The organism is Novosphingobium sp. 9U, from assembly GCF_902506425.1.
GTDB lineage: Bacteria > Pseudomonadota > Alphaproteobacteria > Sphingomonadales > Sphingomonadaceae > Novosphingobium.
In genome coordinates this window covers 1,260,215-1,285,003 of the sequence record NZ_LR732469.1, presented here as the reverse complement: position 1 = coordinate 1,285,003, position 24,789 = coordinate 1,260,215, and the positions used below count along the sequence as shown (strand labels likewise).

General features: G+C 65.9%; 23 protein-coding genes. 12 read left to right on the top strand and 11 right to left on the bottom strand.

The features are described from left to right. Positions 1-20: 20 nt before the first annotated feature. From metG to mazG, 5 genes are all read left to right on the top strand, one after another. Positions 21-1,589 (top strand): methionine--tRNA ligase, encoded by a 1,569-nt coding sequence (metG, locus tag GV044_RS05815; protein WP_159866665.1) that lies wholly within the window; start codon positions 21-23, stop codon positions 1,587-1,589. Continuing rightward, entirely contained in the window at positions 1,589-2,365 is a 777-nt protein-coding gene (locus GV044_RS05810; RefSeq protein ID WP_159866662.1) for a TatD family hydrolase, read from the top strand. Before metG ends, GV044_RS05810 begins: the two co-directional genes overlap by 1 nt. After that, positions 2,362-3,141: an MBL fold metallo-hydrolase gene (locus tag GV044_RS05805; RefSeq protein ID WP_159866659.1), complete on the top strand. Its 780-nt coding sequence runs from the start codon at positions 2,362-2,364 to the stop codon at positions 3,139-3,141. Before GV044_RS05810 ends, GV044_RS05805 begins: the two co-directional genes overlap by 4 nt. Then, the gene (locus GV044_RS05800) at positions 3,138-3,320 is read left to right on the top strand and encodes a hypothetical protein (protein ID WP_159866656.1); all 183 of its coding nucleotides are present in this window, start codon (positions 3,138-3,140) and stop codon (positions 3,318-3,320) included. The genes GV044_RS05805 and GV044_RS05800 overlap by 4 nt, the downstream gene beginning before the upstream one ends. A 61-nt stretch (positions 3,321-3,381) precedes the next feature. Beyond that, positions 3,382-4,173: a nucleoside triphosphate pyrophosphohydrolase gene (mazG, locus tag GV044_RS05795; protein ID WP_159866653.1), complete on the top strand. Its 792-nt coding sequence runs from the start codon at positions 3,382-3,384 to the stop codon at positions 4,171-4,173. Here the strand turns inward: mazG and hflX are convergent. The 7 genes from hflX to dusB all read right to left on the bottom strand — a co-directional run bounded on the left by hflX (position 4,150) and on the right by dusB (position 13,514). After that, positions 4,150-5,472 (bottom strand): GTPase HflX, encoded by a 1,323-nt coding sequence (gene hflX, locus GV044_RS05790; RefSeq protein WP_159866650.1) that lies wholly within the window; start codon positions 5,470-5,472, stop codon positions 4,150-4,152. The genes mazG and hflX overlap by 24 nt on opposite strands. A 42-nt stretch (positions 5,473-5,514) precedes the next feature. Further along, the gene (gene hfq / locus GV044_RS05785) at positions 5,515-6,069 is read right to left on the bottom strand and encodes an RNA chaperone Hfq (RefSeq protein WP_159866647.1); all 555 of its coding nucleotides are present in this window, start codon (positions 6,067-6,069) and stop codon (positions 5,515-5,517) included. Positions 6,070-6,197: 128 nt separating this feature from the next. Next, positions 6,198-7,592: a sigma-54 dependent transcriptional regulator gene (locus GV044_RS05780; RefSeq protein WP_159866644.1), complete on the bottom strand. Its 1,395-nt coding sequence runs from the start codon at positions 7,590-7,592 to the stop codon at positions 6,198-6,200. A gap of 22 nt (positions 7,593-7,614) precedes the next feature. Then, entirely contained in the window at positions 7,615-9,822 is a 2,208-nt protein-coding gene (locus tag GV044_RS05775; RefSeq protein WP_159866641.1) for an ATP-binding protein, read from the bottom strand. 111 nt (positions 9,823-9,933) lie between these two features. Beyond that, the gene (locus GV044_RS05770; RefSeq protein ID WP_159866638.1) at positions 9,934-11,349 is read right to left on the bottom strand and encodes a sigma-54 dependent transcriptional regulator; all 1,416 of its coding nucleotides are present in this window, start codon (positions 11,347-11,349) and stop codon (positions 9,934-9,936) included. Then, positions 11,346-12,473 (bottom strand): nitrogen regulation protein NR(II), encoded by a 1,128-nt coding sequence (locus GV044_RS05765; protein WP_159866635.1) that lies wholly within the window; start codon positions 12,471-12,473, stop codon positions 11,346-11,348. The genes GV044_RS05770 and GV044_RS05765 overlap by 4 nt, the downstream gene beginning before the upstream one ends. 24 nt (positions 12,474-12,497) lie before the next feature. Beyond that, positions 12,498-13,514, bottom strand: coding sequence for a tRNA dihydrouridine synthase DusB (dusB, locus tag GV044_RS05760; RefSeq protein ID WP_159866632.1), 1,017 nt, complete (start codon positions 13,512-13,514; stop codon positions 12,498-12,500). 76 nt (positions 13,515-13,590) lie between these two features. Here dusB and GV044_RS05755 point away from each other — a divergent pair, with 76 nt between their 5' ends. From GV044_RS05755 to GV044_RS05745, 3 genes are read left to right on the top strand one after another with little or no spacing between them, the layout of a single operon-like run. Then, on the top strand, positions 13,591-14,757 hold the full coding sequence (locus tag GV044_RS05755) for a bifunctional 2-C-methyl-D-erythritol 4-phosphate cytidylyltransferase/2-C-methyl-D-erythritol 2,4-cyclodiphosphate synthase (RefSeq protein WP_159866629.1): 1,167 nt from the start codon (positions 13,591-13,593) through the stop codon (positions 14,755-14,757). 11 nt (positions 14,758-14,768) lie between these two features. Next, positions 14,769-15,296, top strand: coding sequence for a hypothetical protein (locus GV044_RS05750; protein ID WP_159866626.1), 528 nt, complete (start codon positions 14,769-14,771; stop codon positions 15,294-15,296). 3 nt (positions 15,297-15,299) lie between these two features. Continuing rightward, positions 15,300-15,803 carry a CinA family protein gene (locus tag GV044_RS05745; RefSeq protein ID WP_159866623.1) on the top strand — a complete coding sequence of 168 codons (504 nt, stop codon included), beginning with the start codon at positions 15,300-15,302 and terminating at the stop codon, positions 15,801-15,803. Here GV044_RS05745 and GV044_RS05740 read toward each other — a convergent pair. Next, positions 15,764-16,222: a type II toxin-antitoxin system RatA family toxin gene (locus GV044_RS05740; protein WP_159866620.1), complete on the bottom strand. Its 459-nt coding sequence runs from the start codon at positions 16,220-16,222 to the stop codon at positions 15,764-15,766. The genes GV044_RS05745 and GV044_RS05740 overlap by 40 nt on opposite strands. Then, complete coding sequence (gene lipA / locus GV044_RS05735; protein ID WP_159866617.1) at positions 16,222-17,175, bottom strand: lipoyl synthase; 954 nt, start codon at positions 17,173-17,175, stop codon at positions 16,222-16,224. Before lipA ends, GV044_RS05740 begins: the two co-directional genes overlap by 1 nt. Positions 17,176-17,240: 65 nt before the next feature. Between lipA and GV044_RS05730 the strand changes: the two genes are divergently transcribed. Beyond that, entirely contained in the window at positions 17,241-17,903 is a 663-nt protein-coding gene (locus tag GV044_RS05730) for a carbonic anhydrase (RefSeq protein WP_159866614.1), read from the top strand. Between the two features lie 75 nt (positions 17,904-17,978). Here the strand turns inward: GV044_RS05730 and GV044_RS05725 are convergent, their stop codons facing one another. Further along, positions 17,979-19,358 carry a hypothetical protein gene (locus tag GV044_RS05725; protein ID WP_159866611.1) on the bottom strand — a complete coding sequence of 460 codons (1,380 nt, stop codon included), beginning with the start codon at positions 19,356-19,358 and terminating at the stop codon, positions 17,979-17,981. Between the two features lie 331 nt (positions 19,359-19,689). Here GV044_RS05725 and gyrA point away from each other — a divergent pair, with 331 nt between their 5' ends. The 3 genes from gyrA to trmFO are packed head-to-tail and all read left to right on the top strand — an operon-like array spanning position 19,690 to position 24,230. Next, positions 19,690-22,503, top strand: a complete 2,814-nt coding sequence (gene gyrA / locus GV044_RS05720) for a DNA gyrase subunit A (RefSeq protein ID WP_159866608.1) — start codon at positions 19,690-19,692, stop codon at positions 22,501-22,503. Next, positions 22,500-22,850, top strand: a complete 351-nt coding sequence (locus GV044_RS05715; protein WP_159866605.1) for a DUF952 domain-containing protein — start codon at positions 22,500-22,502, stop codon at positions 22,848-22,850. Before gyrA ends, GV044_RS05715 begins: the two co-directional genes overlap by 4 nt. A gap of 57 nt (positions 22,851-22,907) precedes the next feature. Continuing rightward, the gene (gene trmFO, locus GV044_RS05710; protein ID WP_159866602.1) at positions 22,908-24,230 is read left to right on the top strand and encodes a methylenetetrahydrofolate--tRNA-(uracil(54)-C(5))-methyltransferase (FADH(2)-oxidizing) TrmFO; all 1,323 of its coding nucleotides are present in this window, start codon (positions 22,908-22,910) and stop codon (positions 24,228-24,230) included. A gap of 94 nt (positions 24,231-24,324) precedes the next feature. On the opposite strand, the gene GV044_RS05705 is transcribed toward trmFO, so the two are convergent. Continuing rightward, positions 24,325-24,786, bottom strand: a complete 462-nt coding sequence (locus tag GV044_RS05705) for an EF-hand domain-containing protein (protein ID WP_236554731.1) — start codon at positions 24,784-24,786, stop codon at positions 24,325-24,327. Positions 24,787-24,789 lie beyond the last annotated feature (3 nt).

The window sequence follows — 24,789 nt, the reverse complement described above, 5'->3', positions numbered from 1 at the left end:
AGAGAAAGCCGCGACGCCGCATGGCCGAGCCCTATTACATCACCACCGCCATCAGCTACCCGAATGGGCGACCGCACATCGGCCACGCGTACGAGGCGATCGCCGCCGACGTTATCGCGCGCCATCGCAAAGCCGAGGGCTTCGACGTGCGGTTCCAGACTGGCACGGATGAGCACGGCCTGAAGATGGCGCAGAAGGCACGGGAGCTGGGCGTGACCCCGGCCGAACTCGCGACCGAGATGTCCGGCCATTTCAAGGATATGTGCGATACCTTGAACATCGACTATGACGTGTTCATCCGCACCACCGAGCCCCGCCACCATGCCGCCACGCAGGAGCTGTGGCGGCGCATGGAGGCGGCCGGCGACTTGTACCTTGACCGTTACGAAGGCTGGTACTCGGTCCGCGACGAAGCCTACTACGACGAGAGCGAACTGGTCGCGGGTGAGGGCGGCGAGAAGCTCTCGCCGCAGGGCACGCCCGTCGAGTGGACGGTTGAGGAGAGCTGGTTCTTCCGCCTCTCGCGCTACCAGGAGCCGCTGCTGGAGCTCTACCGCACCAGCGAGTTCATCCGCCCCGAGAGCCGCCGCAACGAAGTCATGCGCTTCGTCGAAGGGGGCCTACGGGACCTGTCCGTCTCGCGCACGAGCTTCGACTGGGGCGTTCCGGTGCCCGGCAGCGATGGCCATGTCATGTACGTGTGGGTCGATGCGCTGACCAACTACCTGACTGGCCTCGGCTTCCCGGAGGAGGGCGGCGACGTCGCCAAGTGGTGGCCCGCCGACATGCACCTGATCGGCAAGGACATCGTCCGCTTCCACACGGTCTACTGGCCGGCCTTCCTGATGAGCGCTGGCCTGCCCTTGCCCAAGCAGGTCTTTGGGCATGGCTTCCTGCTCAACCGCGGGCAGAAGGAGAGCAAGTCGCTCGGCAATGTCACCGATCCACTGGCGCTCGCGGACGAGTTCGGCGTCGACACCTTGCGCTACTTCCTGCTGCGTGAAGTGGCCTTCGGGCAGGACGGCAGCTACTCGCCCGAGGCGATCGTGACGCGCGCTAATGCCGAGTTGGCGAACAGCTTCGGCAACCTGGCCCAGCGCACATTGTCGATGATCTTCAAGAACATGGGCGGTGAACTGCGCACCGGGCACGAGCTTACGGAAGCGGATGTAGCTCTGGGCGATGCGGTGGCGCTGGGGATTACCGGCCTTCGCCGAGCCTTCCTCGATCTCGATTTCAGCGATGGCCTCGAAGCATGGATGCGCGCGGTTTTCGCGTGCAATCAGTACGTTGATGAACAGGCGCCCTGGACCTTGCGCAAGACCGATCCTGCCCGGATGGAGGCGGTCTTGATGACCCTGCTGCGCTGCGTGCGCAGCCTTGCCATTGCCGTGCGTCCTGTCGTGCCCCAAGCGATCGACAAGCTGCTCGACCAGATGGGAGTCTTGGGCGACGCGCGCGACTATGCGGCGCTGTCGGATAGCGCCTGGCTAGAGACACTCGTGCAGGATGGGTTCCGGATCGCTCAGCCTGTCGGTGTCTTCCCGCGCCTCGAAATGCTAGAGGTTGGCGAGGCGGTCAGCTCCTGATGCTCATCGATAGCCATTGTCACCTCGAGTACGAGGGCCTGATCGAGGATCGCGAAGGCGTACTTGCCCGGGCGAGAGCGGCCGGCATCGGCGGCTTCCTCAACATATCGACACGCCAGCGCGAGTGGCAGGCGGTCGTCGAGACGGCAGAGCGCGAGCCCGACGTCTGGGCCTGTGTCGGCATCCATCCGCACGAAGCGGACGCCCACGCGGATCTCGGTGAAGCGGCGCTGCTCGAAGCCGCTCAACACCCCAAGGTCATCGGCATCGGCGAAACCGGCCTTGATTACTATTACGACAAGTCGGACCGTCAGGTGCAGCAGGACCTTTTCCGCACCCACATCCGCGTCGCGCGCCAGACCGGACTACCGATCATCATCCATACCCGCGATGCGGAGGAAGACACCGCCCGGATCATCGCGGATGAGATGGAGCAGGGCGCCTTCCCGGCGCTGATCCACTGCTTCACCGCCTCTGCTGAGTTCGGCCGGCGCATGCTGGAGCAGGGGCTGACGATCTCGCTTTCGGGCATCGTGACCTTCAAGAACGCCAAGGACTTGCAGGCGTTCGCAGCCCAAGTCCCTGAGGACCGCATCCTGGTCGAAACCGACGCGCCGTTCCTGGCGCCGGTGCCGCATCGCGGCCGCACCTGCGAACCCGCGTTCACGGCTGACACGGCGGGCTTCGTGGCGCGGCTTCGGGGTGTAGAACCGGCGGCGCTAGCCGAAGCCACCACGCGCAACTTCTTCAAGCTGTTCAGCAAGGCTGCGGCGTGAAGGTCACGCTTCTAGGCAGCGGCACATCTACCGGCGTTCCGCGCCTGGGCGGCGACGAAGGCATCGATTGGGGACTGTGCGATCCGGCCGAGCCTCGCAATCGCCGCTCGCGCGTGTCGATCGTGGTCGAGAGCCAGGCGGGCAAGCGGCTGCTGGTCGATACCTCGCCCGATCTGCGCAGCCAATTGATCGAGCGCAACATCACGCGCCTGGACGCCATATTCTGGACTCACGACCACGCGGATCACTGCCATGGCATCGATGATCTGCGGCCGCTTCGCTACGGCCGCGGCGGGCCGATCCCGGGCTACGCTGCGTCGGAGACCGTGCGACGCCTTCGCCAGCGGTTCGGCTATGTCTTTGCCGGGCAGTTCGGGTACCCGACGATCGTCTCGCTGGATGACCTGCAAACTTTGCGAATTTGCGAGGGTTTTCGCGTCACCACCTGCCAGATGCCACACGGACCGGCGCAATCGACGGCATACCGGTTCGACGCTGATGGCAAGTCCATCGGCTATGCCACTGATTTCAGTGAGATCACGGGCGAAATGATCGATCTGCTGGATGGCTGCGACGTGCTGGTTGTGGACTGCCTCAGGCGGGAGCCGCATCCAACCCATGCGCACCTTGGCATGGCGATCGAACTGGCCGACGCAGCTAACGTCGATCGTGCCGTGCTTACGCATCTGGACAAGAGCATGGATTACGCGACGCTCAGTGCCGAGATCCCGGCGCACGTGGTCGTGGGGTATGACGGCCTGGAAGTCACCGCGTGACCAGCGCCACGATCGCGAGCCTGGCTGCGATCGCCATGGCGCTGATCCTAGCATGGCGCGGCTTGTCCGCGCGCAGGCTGCCAACAGCGCAGCTCGCGAAGATGGCGCTGGCATGGCTCGCGATCATCGTCGTCGTGGTGGTGGCCATCCAGGGGCTTGGCGTGGAGGTTGGTCGATGAGCCTTGTAAGGCGAACTTTGCGAGCTCCGTTATTTAACATAATACATATTATCATTCTGGCATGAACGAAGCGACATCAACTCAAGTCGGTCGGCTCCTCACGATCATGGCGCGCCTGCGCGATCCGGCGAACGGATGCGAGTGGGATCGTGACCAGACGTACGAGACCATCGTGCCGTACACGATCGAGGAAGCTTACGAAGTCGCTGACGCGATCGCGCGCGCGGACATGGTCGACTTGCGCGAGGAACTTGGCGATCTTCTGCTGCAGGTGGTGTTCCACGCGCGCATGGCCGAAGAGGCCGGACACTTCGCATTTGCCGATGTTGCGGCTGCGATCGCCGACAAGCTCGAAGCGCGTCATCCACACATCTTTGGCGATGATATGTCTGCCACCGCGCAGACGCAGCGATGGGAGACCATCAAGCATGCCGAACGCAGCGCCAAGGGTGCGACCAGCGCGCTTGACGGCGTGGCGCTTGCCTTGCCGGCGCTCATGCGTGCCGAAAAGCTTCAGAAGCGTGCTGCTCGCGTGGGGTTCGACTGGCCGGACGCTGAAGGTCCCAAGGCGAAGATACTTGAGGAACTGGATGAACTCGCCGCCGCCGAAAGTGACGCTGAGCGCACGATGGAAGCCGGCGATCTGCTGTTCTCGGTGGTGAACTACCTGCGGTCGCAAGGCATTGCGCCCGAAGATGCCTTGCGCGCCGGCAATGCGAAGTTCGAGCGTCGCTTCCGCGCCATGGAGACCCTGTCGCAAAAGGACGGGCGCGAGTTCGCCGCGCTTACCCTCGAGGAACAAGAGAGCTACTGGCGCGCGGCCAAGGCCTCAGAGCGCGGTGAAGCGTCCTAGTTCACGCTTGCTGAGGCGCACTTGTAGGCGCAAGCTGGGCCCCTCTTCGCCGCCGTCCTGCACTTCCTCGGACACCACCTCGCCCCGCGCATGCAGAAAGGCGAGCCGCTCGCCGTCTTCGGCCGGCACCACGAAGGTGTAGAGCTTGGCTTCGGCGGTCAGCCGGTGACCGACGATGGCGAGAAGGTCCTCGCAACCCTCGCCGGTCAGCGCTGAGATTGGGATCACGCCCTCCTCGCCACGCTCATCGACGAAGCTGCGTAATTCCTGGGCGTCCTCTGCGGGCAGCAAGTCCCACTTGTTCCAGACCTCCAGGATCGGGATCGGCGCTTCCTCCCCCTCCTCCGCCACGACGCCAAGGTCGCGAAGTACATCGAGAACCTGCCGCTTCTGCGCTTCGGTTTCGGGATTGGCGATGTCGCGTACGTGGAGGATGAGGTCGGCCGCGGTGACTTCCTCCAGCGTCGCGCGGAACGCCGCGACGAGCTGTGTCGGCAGGTCGGAGATGAAGCCCACGGTGTCGGACAGGATCGCCTTTTCGACACCCGGCAAGCGGATCGCGCGCATGGTCGGGTCCAGCGTTGCGAACAGCAGGTCCTCGGCCATGACGCCGGCGCCGGTCAGGCGGTTGAACAGCGTCGACTTGCCGGCGTTGGTATACCCGACAAGCGCGACGACCGGCCAAGGCGCCTTCTCGCGACGATCGCGGTGCAACCCGCGGGTGCGGCGCACCTGCTCCAGCTCACGCCGGATGCGTGCCATCCGATCGCGAATGAGGCGGCGGTCGGCTTCGATCTGCGTCTCACCGGGACCGCCGAGGAAGCCGAAGCCGCCGCGCTGGCGTTCAAGGTGGGTCCAGCTGCGAACCAATCGACCCGCCTGATAGTCGAGATGAGCGAGTTCGACCTGCAGGCGACCCTCGGCCGTAGCTGCGCGCTCGCCGAAAATCTCCAGGATCAGTCCGGTCCTGTCGATGACCTTGCGCTTGAGCTTCTCTTCCAGGTTGCGCTGCTGGATCGCGGTGAGCGAGCCGTCGACGATGACCAGCTCCGCTTCGGACTGCTCGCAAGTCGTGCCGATGTTCTGGATCTGGCCCTCACCGAACAGCGTCGCCGCACGAGGTTCGCGGATGGGGATGGTGAAAGCGTCGGCGATCTTGAGCCCGATGGCGAGCGCCAGCCCCTTTCCTTCCTCGAGGCGCGCGTCGGCGTCCTGGTCGCGGTTGGCCCGCATCTGCGGGTAGACGACCAAGGCCCGCGCACCGCGCGTTACCTCTCCCTTGAGTTCTTCTTCGTTCAAATGTTCTTGCGAGTGGAATGCGAGGGCTTGGCGCCCCCGCTATCAGTCCTCGTCCTCTTCGTGTGACTGGAGATCGACCGGGGTCACCGGTTGGATCGTCGAAACGGCATGCTTGTAAGCAAGCTGCACGTAGCCTTCACGTTCCAGCAGCATGCAGAAAAGATCGTACGCAGCGATGCGGCCCTGCAGCATGACGCCGTTGACCAGGAACATGGTGACCTGCACGCCGGCGCTGCGCACGCTGGACAGGAACACGTCCTGCAACAGGCGCACCTTCTTGCTGCCGTCCGCCGAGCCGCCGAACTGGCGCGCATCCACCGGCGTGCTGGGCATGATCGTGGAGATCGCGTGCTTGTAGACGAGCTGCGACTGGCCGTCGCGGCGCAGCAGGATCGAGAAGTTGTCGAACCAGGTCACGATGCCCTGCAGCTTCACGCCCTTGACGAGGAACATGGTCACCGGCGTCTTGTTCTTGCGCAACAGGTTGAGGAACTGGTCCTGAAGGTTCTGCCCCTTCGCACCGGCCGGTGCGGGTGCAGTCTCGGGCTCAGGCTCGGCGGCAGGTTTGGGGCGAGCCGAGAGAGTACGACCGCTCATGTTGAGTCTCCTGTTTGTTGGCGACCGGCAAAGCCAGCCGCGATCTGGCCGCATACGAGGCCGACATTCGAGACTCAGTTTAGTGTTTTGCTGCACCGCAGTAAACGCCAAAATCGGCGCGGAGGTGGTTAGCCCTCCTCGCCTTCTAGCTCACCATCGCGCCGGTCCGACATGCCGAGCAGCTTCAACTTGCGATGCAGCGCCGATCTTTCCATGCCGATGAACGAGGCCGTGCGCGAGATATTGCCGGAGAAGCGGCGGATCTGCACGCGCAGGTACTCGCGCTCGAAGCTCTCGCGCGCCTCGCGCAAAGGCGCGCTCATCATCACTGAGACGCGCGAGTCCCCTTCCCCGCGGCTGTTGAAGATCTCCGGCGGGAGCATGTCCGCCTCGATCCGCCCAAGCCTGTCGCGCGGGGTCATGATCACCGTACGCTCGACCACGTTGCGTAGCTGGCGCACGTTGCCGGGCCACTCGTAAGCCTGCAGCGCGGCCATGGCATCGACCCCGATCTCGGGCGCTTCCACGCCTTGGTCGCTAGCGAAGCGGGTGAAGAAATGGTCGACCAGCGGCGGGATGTCCTCGCGCCGGTCGCGCAGCGCGGGCACGATGACCGGAACCACGTTGAGGCGGTAGAAAAGGTCCTCGCGGAAGCGGCGTTCGGCGATCTCCTTCTCCAGATCGCGCGAGCTGGAGGAGACCACGCGTACGTCGACGCGGATCTGCCGGGTGCCGCCCACGCGCACGAAGGCCTGGTCGGTCAGCACGCGCAGGATCCGTGCCTGGGTGGAGAGCGGCATGTCGGCTATCTCGTCGAAGTAGAGCGTGCCGCCGTCGGCCATCTCCAGCAGGCCCGCACGCAGCAGGCTGCCGTCGAGTTCCTCGCCGAACAGCTCCTGCTCGAACCTCTCGGGGGTGATCCGGGCCGAGTTGACGCAGACGAAGGCGCTGCCGGCACGCGGGCTCCAGGAGTGCAACAGCCGTGCAGCCACTTCCTTGCCCACGCCTGCCGGACCGGTGATCAGCAGGCGACTGCCAGTGTTCGCCACGCGCTTGAGCGTCGCGCGCACCTGGTTGATGGCGCTGCTATTGCCGGTGAATTCCTCGGCGTTCGAGAAGTCATGGCGGAGCTGCGCGTTCTCGCGCCGCAGCCGCTCGGTTTCGGTCGCACGGGTGACGAGGTGGATCAGCTTTTCCGCCTCAAACGGCTTTTCGATGAAGTCGACCGCGCCGCGGCTGATCGCGGCCACCGCAGTGTCGATGTTGCCGTGACCGGAGAAGATTATCACCGGCAGCTCGGGCTCCCGCGCCTTGATGGCGTCGAGCACTTCGAGCCCGTCCATCGCGCTGCCGTGCAGCCAAACATCGAGCAGCACCAGCGAGGGCCGCCGCGCATCGAGCGCGGAGAGCGCACTCTCGCTGTCGCCAGCGGTGCGGCACTCGAAGCCTTCGTCGCTGAGGACGCCGGCCACGAGTTCGCGGATGTCGCGCTCGTCATCTACGATCAGGATTTCGATTGGCATCGTGTTTACATCATCCTGCTAATCATTCGGCCGCTTCGGAGCTGCGACCCGGCTCCGAAGAACCGGGCGCGAGCGGATCGACGGCGAAGCGCATCGTCACTGTGGTTCCTCCGCCTTGCGCGGGCGTGAACGTCATCTCGCCGCCGTGCTCCTCGACGATCTTGTTGACGATCGCGAGGCCGAGGCCGGTGCCCTTCTCACGCGTGGTGACATAAGGCTCGATGATGCGATCGCGGTCCTGCGGCAGGCCGATGCCGTTGTCGGTGATCCGCACGAGGACGGCGGCGCTGAGCACTTCCAGCTGGACGTTGATGCGGCCTGCATAGTGGACATCGTCAGCAGCCGCCGCAGCCTCCTTGGCTTTCGCATCAATGGCTTCGACGGCGTTTTTGAGAACGTTGGTCATCGCCTGGCCGTACTGATGGCGATCGCAGTCGATCATCGGCACGTCGCCCTGCGCTTCGTACTCGAAGGTAATGTCAGTGCGCGCGACTTCCTGGAGAAACAGGGCCTGACGCGTTAGCGCTGCGGGATCTTCAGGGCGGAAGATCGGCTTGGGCAGGCGTGCGAAGGATGAGAATTCGTCCACCATCTTGCGCAAGTCGCCCACCTGCCGGATGATCGTACGGGTCAGATCCTCGAACAGCTCCGGGTCCTCGCTGATCTGCTTGCGATAGCGGCGGCTGAGCCGTTCGGTGGCGAGCTGGATCGGCGTCAGCGGGTTCTTGATCTCGTGCGCAATGCGCCGCGCGACGTCCGACCAAGCCGCCTGCCGCTGGTCTAGCAGCTGACGAGTGATGTCTTCAAAGGTGATGACATAGCCCGTCGCATCGCGCGCGATCTTGACGGCCAGGGTCAGCAGTTCGCCGCCCTTGTTGTTGTACTGGACGACCCCGCCCGGTTTGCCGCTGGAGACCAGCGCGGCCATTTGCGGCGCGATCTCTGCCAGCGGCACGCCGAGCGGTCCGGGCACGGCCCGGTCGAGCAGGAGCTTTTGTGCCGTGCTGTTCATCAGCAGGACGGCCCCGGCCGCGTCGACCGAGATGATGCCGGATGTCACGGACTCCAGCACCGCTTCTATGAAGGCCCGGCGCTCCTGCATCTGCTCGTTGGCACCGACCAGAGCTTGCGTCTGCTTCTCGATCTGCGCGGTCATGCGATTGAACGCGCGGTTGAGCAGCCCCATCTCATCCGCACCCGTGCGGCCTTCCACCCGCAAAGCGAAGTTGCCGCTGCCGACCCGGCGCGCCGCATCGACGAGTTCGTACAGCGGCTTCACCTGGCGGTCGGCGAACCGCAGCGCCAGCCAGACGGACAGGCCGACAAGCGCCAGCGCGGCGATGAACAGGGCAACATTGAAGCGCAGTTGGTAGAGGCGCGCGCGGCTCGTCAGCATTTCATAGCCGCGCACGATGTTCTCGGCGCGCTGGCCCTGGCTGAAGGCCAGCAAGTCCGAACTGCGCGAGGTGTAGAGGTACACGCCCGAGGCGCGATCTATTGGGGTGAGCGCGACGATCCGGTTGGCGTTCGCCTCGACCACGAACGGCTCACCGGCGTCGATGCGGCGGATCATGCCCGGCTGTACGACGGCCGCCGCCGCGTTCTCACCGGTTGGATTGACGATCGCCGGAGTGACGAGCTGGCCATTAGGACCCTTCTGCAGGATCGCGGACTCGTCCAGTCGCCGATTGCGGACCTGGAACGCCAGGAACTCCGGGAACTCGGCCGAGCCGATCGACTCCTGGCCGAGGTAGCCCCGCAAGTCGCTCGCCATCGCCAACGACTCCTGGCTGACATCCCGCTGGGCTTGCTCGTAGTAGCCGCGGGCCAGCTTATTCGCGTTCTCCAGCAGTCCGCGCGAGTTGTCCGAGAACCAGAATTCGACGCCCGACTGGAAGAGGTACGAGGCGAAGATGACGACCAGCAGCGTCGGCACCGCGGCGATGATCGAGAAGATGAAGACGAGCCGCACGTGCATGCGCCCATTGCCGCCGATCGTCTGCGCCGCCCTCCGCAGCGCCATCCAGCGGCCGAGCAGGACCAGGATGGCCAGTGCCGGCACCAGCGTGCCGACCAGCAGCGTTGCGGTCATGTTGGACGACAGGAACTCGCCATTGCTGGCGTTGCGGAACAGCGCCACGAACGTGACGCTCGTCATGATCACGAAGGCGACGATCGCAACGACGGTGACGATGCCGAAGAAGTTGGCTCGGCGCGCCGCAAGCTGCATGCGCCGCCACCATCGCGGCCACGTGCGTCGGGGATGGTGGGCGTCGCTCATCGTTGCATTACCACAACAGCACTGTGGCTTTTGCGCAAGAGTAAATCCACGAGCAGCCGATCAGATCCGACGAGCGAAGTGTTCCGGATCGAGACCGAGGTCGCCGAGGCGCTTGCGTAGCGTGTTGCGATTGATGCCCAGCGCCTGCGCGGCCCGCAGCTGATTTCCACCTGTTTCCCGCAGGATCGTGGCGAAGAGCGGGCGTTCGAAGGCTGCCAGCGCGGTTTCGTAGATCGACCCGGCCACCGGTTGCTCGGCGGTGAGCCAGTGCCGGACGGCGGCGTCCAGGTCGGGTGCCTGCTCCCCCGCTTGGGGATCGCCTTGCTGGTCTATCGGCAACAGTGGCGCGAGTGCGTCGACGTCGATGATTTCCTCGCGTGCCAGCAGCGCAAGTCGGAAGATGAAGTTTTTCAGCTCGCGCACATTGCCGCGCCACGACTGACGGCTCAGAAGCGCGCCGGCCTGCGGCGTCAGTCTGCGGCGCGGCAAGCCTTCAGACGCGGCCACTTGCAGGAAGTGACGGGCCAGCGCCTCGATATCGTCCCGACGCTCGCGTAGTGGCGGCATGTTGATCGGGACGACGTTGAGGCGATAATAGAGATCCTCGCGGAACAAGCCCGCGGCGATCATCGGCTCCAGGTCCTTGTTGGTGGCGGCGACGATGCGCGTGTCCAGTCGGACCTCGTCGCGCCCGCCCACCCGGCGGATCGTGCCCGATTGCAGCGCGCGGAGCAGCCGCGTTTGCGCTTGCATTGGCATGTCGCCGATCTCGTCCAGGAACAGCGTGCCGCCGGCCGCCTGCTCGAACTTGCCGATATTGCGCGCCACCGCGCCGGTGAAGGCGCCCTTCTCGTGTCCGAACAGTTCGCTCTCGATCAGCTCGGCGGGGATGGCGGCGGTGTTGACCGCGACGAACGGCCCGGTGCGGCGGTGCCCAAGCTGGTGGATCGCCTCAGCCACCAGCTCCTTGCCGGTGCCCGATTCCCCTAAGATGAGCACGGTCAGGTCGTTGCGCAGCACGCGCGTAATCATGCGGTAGACCGCCTGCATAGCGGCGCTGCGCCCGACCAGCGGCAGCCCCTCGCCGGCCGGCTCCTCGCCCGGCTTCGCGGCCGATGCGTTCGCGCCCACCGCCTGGCGTACCGTGCGGGCCAGCTCGTCGATGTCGAACGGCTTTGGGAAGTACTCGAACGCACCCGTGTCTGTCGCTCGGACCGCCGTATCGAGCGTGTTTTGCGCCGACAGGATGACGATCGGCATCTTCGCGAAACGGCTGTGAACGTGGGCGAGCGTATCGATGCCGTCGCCGTCAGGGAGCATGACGTCGGTCACCAAGGCCGCGAAGGGCCGCTCCGCCAGCAGGCGGTCACGCTCGGCGATAGTCTCGCAATGGGTGACGCCGAATCCCTCGGCCTCGAGCGCGGCGGTAATGACCATCGCGATCGATGCATCGTCCTCGACCAGCAGGACGCTCATGCGCTGACCTTTTTGCGGGGTGCGCTGCGCGCCTTGATCTCCCGCGCGAGCGGCAGGTGTACGCGGAAATGCGTCCAGCCGCTGGTCTCGTCGCGCTCGTGGCTGATCCGGCCGTTCATGTCGCGCACCAGCTTGCGCACGAGCGGCAGGCCGAGCCCCTGCCCGGACTTCTTGGTGGTGACGAACGGTTCGAAGATGTGCTCGCGCATCGATGGCGGCACGCCGGAGCCATTGTCGCTGACGCGCAGCTCGATCGGCAGGCGCACCGAGCGGCCGGAGTCGGTGGCGTGAAGCTGCAGCCCGCTCGCAAAGCGAGTGCGGATCACCACGCGGCCGCTGTCGCCCTGCGCGCAGGCTTCTCGCGCATTGGACAGCAGGTTGATCATCACCTGGACCAGCGCATCGGGGCTGCCCAGCACGGCCGGCAGCGAGGGATCGAACTCCTCCTCCACGCGCGGACCCTTGCCGACCAAGTCGCCCGCCAGCAGCACGTCGATGGCGCGGCGCGCGGCCTCGTGCAGGTTGCACGCCTCCACCTCCGGCGCCGTCTTGCGGCTGAGGCGCTGCATGCGGTCGATCAGGGTGGCGATGCGATCGACTTCGGAGGTGATCAGCTCGGTCAGCGCGCGCCCGCGGTCGTCGACGTTGCGGGCGAGCAGCTGGGCTGCGCCGCGGATGCCAGCAAGCGGGTTCTTGATCTCGTGCGCCATGATCTCGGGTCCGCGCAGCGAGGCATTGTCGGGCCCGCCCGAGTCTGCTCCGAAGGCGTCCGTCGGCGTGTTGTCGTGTATCGTTAGCAGCTGCCAGCCCGGCCAGTCGAGCACCGGCGCGGCGTTGATGTCGATCCGGCGGGTTCCGCGATCCTTGATGCCGACGACAATTTCGCGGGCGGAAACCGGCGTTTCGACATCGTCGATCCGCTCGACCAGGCGCGGATCGGCCAGTGTCAGCACGCTGTCGAGCCGCCGCCCGGCAAGCCGTCGCAAGCTCTGCCCCAGGAACTGCTCGGCCGCTGGATTGGCCGACGCGATCGTCTGTCCGGGCTCGAGCAGCAGCACGGCGTGCGGCAGGCTCGCCAGCTGGCGATGCGCTTCGGGCAGAGCGGCGCGCGTGCCCAAGCTCATCCCTTGATTCTCATGCCCGCAAGCTCATGCGGCCATGCGCTCGCGCCAGGGCGCGTAGAACTCGGCGAGAGTTTGCAGCACCGCATCGGGATCGTCGATGAAGTTGATCCGGTTGCGCATCTCGGCCGAGCCCGGCAGACCCTTGGTGTACCAGCCCAGATGCTTGCGCGCCATCTTGACCCCGGTGTCGGTGCCGTAGAGCGAGAGCATGTCGCGGTAGTGCTCGCAGATCAGCTCGAATTGCGCCCCGATGCTGGGCGACGCCATCTGCCCGCCGGTGCGCCACCAGTGCATCACCTGCCCGAGCGCCCATGGCTTGCCGTAGGCACCGCGCCCGATCATCACGCCATCGGCGCCCGACTGCGCCAAGGCCGTCGCCGCATCCTCAATCCCGAGAATGTCGCCGTTGACGAGGACCGGCAGCGAGACCGCCTCCTTGACGCGCTGGACGAAAGCCCAGTCCGCCTGGCCCTTGTACATCTGGTTGCGGGTGCGGCCGTGCACGGTGATCATCTTGGCGCCGAGATCCTCGGCGATGCGGGCGAGCTCGGGGGCGTTGAGGCTGTCGTGGCACCACCCCATCCGCATCTTGACGGTGACCGGCACGTCGACCGCCTTGACGCAGGCGTCGATCAGCGCCGCAGCCAGCTTGAGATCGCGCATCAGCGCCGAGCCGGCGTCGCCGCTGGTCACCTTTCGCACCGGGCAGCCCATGTTGATGTCGATGATAGCCGCGCCGCGATCGGCCGAGAGCTTGGCAGCCTCCGCCATCTGCGCCGGCTCGCAACCGACGAGCTGCATCGAGACCGGCTCTTCGGACAAGTCCCACGCCGCCTTTTGCACCGACTGGCGCGTCTCGCGGATGGCAGCAGGACTGGCGATCATCTCGGTCACGTTCAGCCCCGAGCCGAAACGACGGACCAGCTTGCGGAACGGCAGGTCGGTGACGCCCGTCATCGGCGCCAGGACCACCGGGCACGCGATCTCGACCGACCCGACATGGATCGGCTTGAGAGCGGGAGGGACGGGAAGCTCGGTCATTGTGCAGTGCTGCCTAAAAAACAGGCAGCGCATAGTGGATTGCCCCGTGACGGGCAAGTGATTACCGGCACTCGCCATGCCTGAGGACAGCCCCTTCCCGTCCGCTTCCGCCCTATCCGCAGCCGCTATCGTCGTCGCGGCGGGCCAGGGTCTGCGTGCCGGGCAGCCCCTGCCTAAGCAGTTCGCGCTCTGGCGAGGCAAGCCGGTCGTGCGCCATTCGGTCGACGCGCTGCTGGCGGCTGGCGTCAAGCCAATTGTCGTGGTGATCCCTGCCGGCGCGGAGGCTCTGGCTGCTCGGGCGCTGAATGGCGTGGGCGACCAAGTGCGGGTAATATCGGGCGGCGTTCATCGGCAGGACTCTGTTCGCGCCGGCCTCGAAGCGCTGGACGGCAACGCGCCGGAGCACGTGCTGATCCATGACGCCGCTCGCCCACAGCTCCCCGCCCAGGTCATCGAGCGCCTGCGCCAGGCACTCGCGGCCACGCCGGGCGCGATCCCGGTGCTGCCAGTCGTCGACAGCCTTGCCCATGCCGACGGCGAGTTGATGGGCGCCCCTGCCCGGCGTGAAGCTCTGCGGCGGGTCCAGACGCCGCAAGCGTTCCGCTACGGCGCCATCCTCGCCGCGCACCGAGCCTGGGCCGGCGACACGACTGCGGGTGACGACGCGCAAGTCGCACAAGCCGCCGGCCTTTCGGTCGCGCTGGTCGAAGGAGACGAAGCCCTGCACAAACTAACTTTCGCGAACGACTTCGAAGGCGATGCGCCGCCTCTGCGGGTCGGCTCGGGTTATGACGTCCACCGCCTGGAAGATGGCGAGGCGCTGTGGCTGTGCGGTGTGCGGATCGAGCATCATCAGGGCCTGTCGGGGCACAGCGACGCCGACGTGGCCATCCATGCCCTGGTCGATGCTCTCCTCGGCGCGCTGGGCGAGGGTGACATCGGCCAGCACTTCCCACCGTCCGATCCGCAGTGGCGCGGCGCCTCGTCCGATCGCTTCCTGGCTCATGCCGCCGGCCTTGTGGCAGCGGCTGGCTATCGGCTCGGCAATGCCGACCTGACGATCATCTGCGAGGCGCCCAAGATCGGCCCGCATCGCGATGCCATGCGGGAGCGGCTGGCGGCGATCCTCGGCGTTGACAAGCGCGCCGTGAGCGTCAAGGCAACCACCACCGAAAAGCTCGGCTTTACCGGGCGAGGCGAGGGTATTGCGGCGCAGGCCGTGGTGAGTCTCGTCAGGAACTGAAAGTCATAACCATGCGCAATCTCGCGATTTTGTGCGCCGCGGCTCTGGCGACACTGCCGGGCGTGGCCCAGGCGGCAGCACCGTGCCTGACGCCTGCCGAGGCGTCGTCGCTCGCGGCCTACGCCCTGCCCGCCGCGATCAGCGGTACGACCAAGCGCTGCGCGCCGACGCTGTCACCGACCGCTTTCCTGCGACGCGGCGGCGCCGAACTGGCAAACCGGTATGGCGCGCGCAAGGCGCAGAACTGGCCGATGGCCAAGACGGCGTTCTTCAAAATCGGCGGCGCCGGCAAGGACCAGAGCAGCGAATTGCTAAGGCAACTGCCCGATCCCTCGCTGCAGCAGATGCTCGATGCCATCATCGAAGGCATGGTCGCGCAGGAGATCCCGACCGAAAAGTGTGGCGACATCGACCGCATCGTCGGCCTGCTTGCGCCTTTGCCGGCGCAGAACACCGCGGACCTGATCGCGGTGGTCCTGGGTCTCGCCGGCAAGTCGGGCAAGGCGCAGACGGACAAGTTCTCGATCTGCAAGGCCTGACGCGTGACTTCAGCCATTCTGTCCGAAGCGGTCATCGCGCTCGCCGAGCGTGTGGTGACCGAGAATATCGCCGCCAAGCGCAAGGTCGCCGTGGCGGAGAGCTGCACCGGCGGCTTGGTTTGCGCGGCGTTGACCGAGATCGCCGGATCGTCGGCCGTGCTCGACCGGGGCTTCGTTACTTACTCCAACGAGGCCAAGCAACAGATGCTCGGCGTATCCGACGATATCCTGGATGCATTCGGTGCGGTCTCACCCGCGACCGCCTGGGCCATGGCTCAGGGCGCGTTGCGTAATAGCGAAGCGGACGTCGCCGTCGCGATCAGCGGTATCGCCGGGCCTGGTGGCGGGAGCGAAATGAAGCCTGTCGGAACGGTGGTGTTCGCCTGCGCGCACCGCGATCAGCCGGAAGAGAGCATAAACGCCGAGCAGAAGCTGCTCGACGGCAAGGACCGCGCCGAGATCCGGCTTCAGGCGACGCTGGTCGCGCTGGAGCTGCTACTGCCGTAAAGCGCCGCTGCGCGCTCCTCGAAAGCGGAGACCATCTTGCGGAAAGCCCGGTCGAAGTACTGGCCGGCGATCTTCTCGAACAGTGGATTGCGAAACGCGAAATCCACGGCGAAGTCGATCTCGCAGCCGCCTTCGACATTGCGGAAGGTCCAGCTGTTGTCGAGATCGCGCAACGGGCCGTCCACGTACTGCACGCGCAGCAGATCGGGGCGATGCTTTTCGACGCGTGAGGTGAATTTCTCCTTCAGCGCCTTGAAGCCCACCAGCATGTCGGCCACCATTTCGGTGTCGCTGTCCGAGCGGATGCGCGTGGCGATCACCCAGGGCAGGAACTCGGGATAGCGGTCAACGTCGGCCACCAGGTCGAACATCTGCTCGGCCGAGTACGGCATTCGCCGCGTCTCGCGGATACCCGGCATCAGCGCGCCCCTGCTGCGGCCGCCTCGGCCAGCTGAGCCTCACGCGCGGCGCGCATCTCGGCAAAGTCCTTGCCCGCGTGGTAGCTGGAGCGGGTCAGTGGCGAGGAGGCGACCTGCAGGAAGCCCTTCGCCCGCGCGATCGCTCCGTAAGCCGCGAATGCCTGCGGGGTGACGAACTCCATGACCTCGGTGTGTTTGGGCGTCGGCCGCAGATACTGGCCCATTGTCAGGAAATCGATGTCGGCACAGCGCATGTCGTCCATCACCTGGTGCACTTCCAGGCGCTCTTCGCCAAGGCCCAGCATCACGCCCGACTTGGTGAAGATCGAGGGGTCGTGGCGCTTCACCTCTTCAAGCAGCCGCAGCGAGGCGTAATAACGCGCACCAGGCCGGATTGTCGGATAGAGCCGCGGCACCGTCTCCAGGTTATGGTTGTAGACGTCCGGACGTGCGGCGACGATTGCCTCGACCGCGCGGCGCATCTTGCCGCGAAAGTCCGGCGTCAGGATCTCGATCGTGGTCTGCGGCGTGTTGGCGCGCAGCTGCTCGATCACCTTCACAAACTGCGAGGCGCCGCCGTCGGGCAGATCGTCGCGGTCGACCGAGGTGATGACGATGTGCTCCAAGCCCAACTTGGCCGCAGCTTCGGCCACGTGAGCCGGCTCATCGGCATCAACGCGGCCGGGCATGCCCGTCTTGACGTTGCAGAAGGCGCAGGCGCGGGTGCAGGTGTCGCCCAGGATCATCACGGTCGCGTGCTTCTTGGTCCAGCACTCGCCGATGTTGGGGCAGGCCGCCTCCTCGCACACCGTATTCAGCTTCAAATCGCGCATCAGCTGGCGCGTCTCGCCGTAGCCTTTGGACGTCGGCGCCTTGACGCGGATCCAATCGGGCTTGCGCGCGCGGGGTAGGCTGTCGGACAAAGGCGTCGGGGCGGAGGACAGGTCGTTCATGACCGCCCAGATAGTCGCATGCGAGCGCCCTTGCCAGTGGCAATGTCCGAAGCCATGAGGTGCCCATGACCACCGAACCGAAAGACTCGCCCGCCCCTCTGCAACGGCTCATCGAAGGTTATCGCCGCTTCCGCGAGACCGGCTGGACAGCCAGGCGCGAGCGCTGGGCCACTCTGAGTGAGGGCCAGGAACCCGAAGTCATGGTCATCGCCTGTTCCGACAGCCGCGTCGATCCGTCACAGATCTTCGACGTCGATCCGGGCGAGATCTTCGTGGTGCGCAACGTCGCCGCGCTCGTCCCGCCGTTCGAGACCAACCCCGGGCATCACGGCGTTTCCGCCGCACTCGAGTTCGCGGTTCAGGTCCTGAACGTCAAGGAAGTCCTTGTCATGGGTCACGGCCTGTGCGGTGGCTGCAAGGCATCGCTCACCCAATCCTTGCATGGCGCCGAATTGGGCCAGGGTGGCTTCGTCACCAACTGGATCTCGCTGCTGGACGATGCCCGCGAGTCGATCGCGCACGAGCATGGGACGGAAGGACGCGACGCCGAGCGCGCGATGGAACTCGCCGCTGTGAAGGTAAGCCTCGAGAACCTGAAGACCTTCCCCTTCGTCGCCGATAAGCTTGCGAACGGCAGCCTGACCTTGCGTGGCGCCTACTTCGCGATTTCCGATGGCATTCTCCACGTGCTGGACACAGACACCGGCAAATTCGCTCCGGCAGTCTGAACCGCCAGCACTCGGTCCCAAAAAGAAGGGCGCCGGTCTCCCGGCGCCCTTCGTATTTTCAGCTTAGCTGGAAGCTCAGCCCGCGGGAGCTGCTGCCGCGGGCGCTGCCGGATTGGCCTTGCCCTTGACGTAAGCGGTCCACAGCTTTGCCACCGGCGCGCGGGCGGGGCTGGTCACTTGCGCGAAGGTGCTCTGTGCCTCGGCATACTTGCCTTGGTCGGCCTGCGCGATACCCAGGCGGGTCAGCACGCGGTCCTTCTCGGCGCCGGCCTTGGGCAGCGCGAGCTTGTAGAGCTCCTCGGCCTTCGCGGGCTGATCGTAGCTGAGGTAGGCGTCCGCAGCGCCGTTGATCGAGGCGAACGTCGCCGAGGCTGAGCGGGCATCCTTCTCGTATGCAGCGAGCGAGTTGCGGTCCGCGTTCACGCGACCCTGTGCGGTGCTGCGGTATTCGGCCACATCGCCTGCTGTCAGAGTGCCTGCGGAAACGCCGCGATCGATGATCTTGAGCGTCTCGCCGGGAAGGCGGCGGGGATCGGCGTCCTGGATGTAGGACAGGTAATCGCCCTTCGAGTTCAGCGAATTGGTGCGCGCCATCAGGCGCATCATGTCGAGGTTCTCCTGCGCGCCGAGTCGGTTCAGCGAGCGCGTGACCTGGAAAGCGGAGGTCCAGCTCGCCGGCGTCGGATAGTACTCGACCAGCTGCGCCGACAGATCGGTCGCCGGGCCGACTTGCTTGGCGTCGTAGGCGGCCTGCAGCGCCGTGCGCAGGGCACCGTCGCTAGGCTTGCCGCCGGCCGCGCGCGCCTTCTCGATCTCGGCCTGCGACATCTGCAACGCCGCGCCCGAATTGTTGGTGCGCTTGTAGGCATCGGCCAGGACCTTATCGATGAGGCCCTGCTGATCGCGGTAGCCGCCATCGTAGGCAGGCTTCAGGTACTGGATCGCGCCCGCATAGTCGCCGGTCTGGTAGGCGGTGACACCCGCAAGGTACTGCAGCTGGCCCAGGGTATCGGGTTGTGCGGCGCCGCTGTTGATCATGGCGACCAAGCCCTTGTGCTGCGTCGCCGGATCGCTCTTCAGCACGCCGACATTGCGGGTCAGCTCGCCCAGCTTGATCTTGTCGAGCGGGGTGGTGGCGACTGCGGCAGCCGCGGCGAGCTTGGCGTCGGCACCCCCAAGCGCTGCGTCGACCTCGGCAGCGGCCGCGCTCTTGGCAGCGGGATCCTTGGCGGCAGCGGCCTTGTCGCTCGCCGCCTTGACGGCGGGATTGGTGTTGGCACCTGCAACGGCCTTGTCGAGGTCGGCAGCAGCGGCGCTGAACTCCTTGGAGAAAGAGCCGCCCGCGGCCTTCTCCTTCTTGGCAGCGAAAGCCGGCGCAGGGGCAACCGCAGCGGCCACGCCGCTCGACAACGCGACGGCCAAAGCAACACGAGAAATCAGAAACTTGCGAGCCATTCAGGCCAACTCCTCTCAAGATCCGCGAGCCCCGCCGAGCGATCGGTCGAGGCTCAGGGCCGAAAAAACCATGCGGTCATGACGGCGAATGCACGCCTTGGCAACCGTTCGCCCCAGCTAGAGCGCGCCCGGTGAACGCGGATTGAATGCGATTTGTTGCATGACAAAGGCTCGCATGTGCGCAGCTGCGCGTTCGCGCGGGCGCAGCTACGAAGTGTGGAAAACAGTCGGCACCGGCGCTGCCGACGGCCGCGTGACTGGCATTCCTGCGCAGCTTGCCCTAGGGCCAGGGTTCGCACATCCCCGCCAACAGTGAAACGATAAGTAGCGCGTGAGCGACGACACCGAGATTCTGGACCCGCAAGGCCCGTCGGGCGACTACACCCGCGTCGACATCGTCGACGAGATGAAGAACAGCTACCTCGATTACGCCATGAGCGTGATCGTGGCGCGCGCCCTGCCCGACGTGCGCGACGGCTTGAAGCCGGTCCATCGCCGCATCCTCTTCGCCAGCCAAGAAGGCGGCTTCGTCGCCGGCCGGCCGTACCGCAAGTCCGCCAAGATCGTTGGCGACGTGATGGGTAACTACCATCCGCACGGCGACAGCTCGATCTACGATGCCCTCGCGCGCATGACGCAGGACTGGTCGATGCGCGTCCCGCTGGTCGACGGCCAGGGCAACTTCGGCTCGATGGACCCGGATCCGCCGGCCTCGATGCGGTACACCGAGGCGCGCCTGGCTCGCGTCGCCAACTTCCTGCTGGACGACCTCGACAAGGACACGGTCAACTTCCAGGACAACTACGACGGCTCCCGCCAGGAGCCGCAGGTCCTGCCTGCCCGTTTCCCGAACCTTTTGGTCAACGGCGCCGGCGGCATCGCTGTCGGCATGGCGACCAACATTCCGCCGCACAATCTGGGCGAAGTGCTCGACGGTTGTCTGGCCTACATCGACAACCCCGCGATCAGCGCCGAGGAATTGCTCGAGATCATCCCCGGGCCCGACTTCCCGACCGCGCCACTGATCCTGGGCAAGGCCGGCGCACGTTCCGCCTACCTGACAGGCCGTGGCTCGATCATCATGCGCTGCCGCTACGAGATCGAGGACGGTCGCGGCGCCAGTCGCGGGGCGCGCTCGATCGTGCTCACCTCGATCCCGTTCCAGGTCGGCAAGTCCGGCTTGGTCGAGAAGATCGCAGACGCGGCCAAGGAAAAGCGGATCGAAGGCATCGCCGATATCCGCGACGAGTCCAACCGGCTCGGCGTGCGCGTGGTCATCGACCTCAAGCGAGACGCGACTCCCGAAGTAGTGCTCAACCAGCTCTGGCGGCACACACCCGCGCAGTCGAGCTTTCCGGCCAACATGCTGGCGATCCGCGGCGGCCGGCCCGAAACGCTGTCGCTGCGCGACATCATCCAGGCCTTCATCCAGTTCCGCGAAGAGGTCATCACCCGCCGCACCAAGTTCGAGCTGAACAAGGCGCGGGACCGGGCGCACATCTTGCTTGGCCTGGTCGTCGCGGTTTCGAACCTTGACGAAGTCGTGCGGATCATCCGCGGCTCGCCCAACCCGGCCGAGGCCCGCGCCAAGCTGATGGCGCGCGAGTGGCCGATCGGCGATATCGCGCCCTACATCCGCCTGGTCGAGGCGATCGAGCCGAGCGCCGAGGAAAGCGGCGGCACCTATCGACTGTCCGAGATCCAGGTTCGCGCCATCCTCGACTTGCGCCTCCATCGCCTGACCGCGCTGGGCCGCGACGAGATCGGCGACGAGCTCAAGGAACTGGCGGTCAAGATCGCGGAGTACCTCGCGATCCTGGCCGATCGGGTGAAGCTCTATGCCGTCATGCGCGAGGAGCTGGAGGCGGTGCGCCCGTTCGCCACGCCGCGCCTGTCCGAGATCGTCGCCGCCGCCGATGGCATCGACGACGAGGACCTGATCGAGCGCGACGACATGGTCGTCACCGTCACCATGGACGGTTACATCAAGCGTACGCCGCTCTCGACCTTCCGCGCCCAGAACCGCGGCGGCAAAGGCCGCGCCGGCATGGCGACCAAGGACGAGGATGTCGTCTCCGAGATGTTCGTCACGTCGACGCACAACCCGGTGCTGTTCTTCTCGACCAGCGGCAAGGTCTATCGCCTGAAGGTGTGGAAGCTGCCGGAAGGCGGACCGACCACGCGCGGCCGCCCGATCGTCAACCTGCTGCCCGCCCTCGACAAGGACGAGACGATCGCCACGGTGCTGCCGCTGCCCGAGGACGAAGGCACCTGGGGTGCGCTCCACGTGGTGTTCGCCACGGCCAAGGGCAACGTGCGCCGCAACGCCATGGACGCGTTCGCCAACATCCCGAGCAACGGCAAGTTCGCCATGCGCTTCGAGGATGGCAGCGAGGATCGCCTGATCGGCGTCGCGCTGCTCGGGGCCGAGGACGACGTGCTGCTCGCCACGCGCCAAGGCAAGGCCATCCGCTTTGCCGGCGACGACGTGCGCGAGTTCCAGAGCCGCACCTCGACCGGCGTGCGTGGCATGACGCTGAAGGCGGACGACGAGGTCGTCTCCCTCTCCATCCTGCACCGCGTCGGCACCAGCGCGGAGGAGCGTGAGACATACTTGCGTTTCGCGCCGTGGAAAGCCGAACGTGAAGGCGAGCACGAATTGGAAGCCGATCGCTATGCCGAGCTGGCGCTGGGAGAGCAGTTCATTCTCACCGTCTGCGCCAACGGCTACGGCAAGCTGTCCTCGGCTTACGAGTACCGCCGCACCGGCCGTGGCGGCCAGGGCATCACCAATATCGACAACATCGGCCGCAATGGTCCGGTCGTCGCAAGCTTCGCCGCGACCAAGGCCGACCAGCTGATGCTCGTCACCGACCAAGCCAAGCTGATCCGCATCGGGCTCGACTCGCTGCGCGTCATCGGTCGCAACAGTGCCGGCGTGAAGCTGTTCGACGTGGGCAAGAACGAGCACGTCGTCAGCGCGGTGCGCATCGACGACACTGCCGAGCCCGAGAACGAAGCCGAGGAGGCGATCGTCGAGGAGATGATCGCACGCAACGCCGATGAGGTCGCGATCCCGACCGAGATCGACCGTGACGACCTCGACCCGAACGATGATGACGCCAGAGACGAGGACGACGCATGAGCCTGCCTCTGATCGCTTATAAGGTGCTCACCGCCGAGCAGATGGCGCAGCTGGAGGCGGACGGCACGTTCGCCGGTGCGCCTGTCGACCTCGCCGATGGCTACATCCACCTGTCGACCGCGGACCAACTCGACGAGACGGTCGACAAGCACTTCGCCGGGCAGTCGGACCTGCACATCGCGGCCGTGGATCTGGACGCACTAGGCGAGGCGGTGAATTGGGAGCCCTCGCGTGGCGGTGCCCTGTTCCCGCATATCTACGCCGCGTTGCCGCTTTCTGCGGTGGTGGCCTACAGCGCGCTGGAACGCACCGAGGACGGCAAGGTGCGGCTGCCGGTCACGGGATGATCCCGCATCCGCTCGACACGAACGGTGATGTTGTGATCCACTGTTGCTGAATTGAAGATGACCCATCAAGTCCACATCATCGGCGGCGGCCTGGCTGGCAGTGAAGCGGCCTGGCAGCTCGCGCGCCGGGGCGTACGCGTCCGCCTTTCCGAAATGCGCGGAACTGGCGAGCGCTCGCCAGCCCACCAGACCGATGCCTTGGCCGAGCTGGTCTGTTCGAACTCGTTCCGCTCGGACGACGACGGGAAAAACGCCGTTGGGCTGCTGCACCACGAAATGCGCCAGCTGGATTCGCTGGTGATGGCTGCCGCCGCCAAGGCGCAAGTGCCTGCCGGATCGGCACTGGCCGTAGACCGCGACGTCTTCTCCGCCGAGGTAGAAGCCGCGCTGGCGGCACAGCCGACGCTGGAGATCGTGCGCGAGCGCGTAGACGTGCTGCCCGACAGCGGACTGGCGATCGTCGCCAGTGGCCCACTCACCGCCGCAAGCCTGGCCGAGAGCATCGGCGCCGCAACTGGCGCCGACAGCCTCGCGTTCTTCGATGCGATTGCGCCAATCGTCTACCGCGACAGCATCGACATGGACGTGTGCTGGATGGCCTCGCGCTGGGACAAGGGTGAGACCAAGGACTACATCAACTGTCCGATGGACAAGGAGCAGTACCTTGCCTTCCACGCCGGCCTGATGGCGGGCGAGAAGACCGCGTTCAAGGAGTGGGAGGCGAACACGCCTTACTTCGATGGCTGCATGCCCATCGAAGTCATGGCCGAGCGCGGGCTCGACACGCTCCGGTTCGGCCCAATGAAGCCGGTCGGCCTCGACAATCCGCGCACTGGACGTTGGCCGCATGCGGTCGTCCAGCTGCGGCAGGACAACAAGCTGGGCACGATCTGGAACATGGTCGGCTTCCAGACCAAGCTGAAGCACGCCGAGCAGGTTCGCCTGTTCCGCACCATTCCCGGCCTGGAAAACGCGGAATTCGCAAGGCTCGGCGGCCTGCACCGCAACACGTTCCTGAACTCGCCGGTGCTGCTGGATCGCCAGCTGCGGCTGAAGACCGCGCCGCACGTGCGCTTCGCCGGGCAGATCACCGGCTGCGAGGGCTATGTCGAAAGCGCAGCGGTCGGGCTTGTCGCGGGCCTGATGGCGGCCGCGGAGATCACCGGCGAATTCTGGTCATCGCCTCCCCGCACCACCGCGCTGGGCGCCCTGCTCTCGCACATCACAGGCGATGCGGAAGCGGAGAGCTATCAGCCGATGAACGTTAACTTCGGCCTCTTTCCGCCGCTGCACGAGGTCAAGAAGAAGCAGCGCAAGGAGGCTTACACCGCGAGGGCGAAGGCGGACTTGGGTTCGTGGATCACGTCGACCCGGGCTTGACCCGGGTCCGGTTTCGTAACGACGCGAGCTGGCGGCGACGCTCCGAGAAGTTCAGCAATGCCGAAACCGGACCCGGAGCAAGTCCGGGTCAATGTCAGCACCCGCACTTGGGCTTGGGCCGGACCGGCGGCGCCGTGGTGCGAAATTCCGCTGGCGTCAGCGCAAGGTCATGGTCGGCATCGGCCTGGCCGAACTTGTCGACCGTCGCGGCGGCCCACTCCTCGAACGTCAGCAGGTTGTTGCCGTCCTTGTCGAGCTTGCGGAAGGCCGCGGTGCGCGTGGACAGCAGCTCCGTGCGCGTGATCCGGCCGTCGCTGTTGCGGTCGTAGCGCGAGAAGCGCTTCTGCTCGTTGGTGAGTTCGATCGCTTCGGGCGGCGCAGGACCGCGAAGGCCTGCGACATCGGCACTGGGTAGAGCCTCGGGCACACTCTTGGCTGGCGCGTTCGGGATCGGCGGCGGCGCGCCCCGCTCCACTTCGGCGCGGCCCTGCATCCAGAACAATCCTGCGGCGACGAACAACAGCGCGGCTGCCGCGCCCAGTACGATGCGTTTCAATGA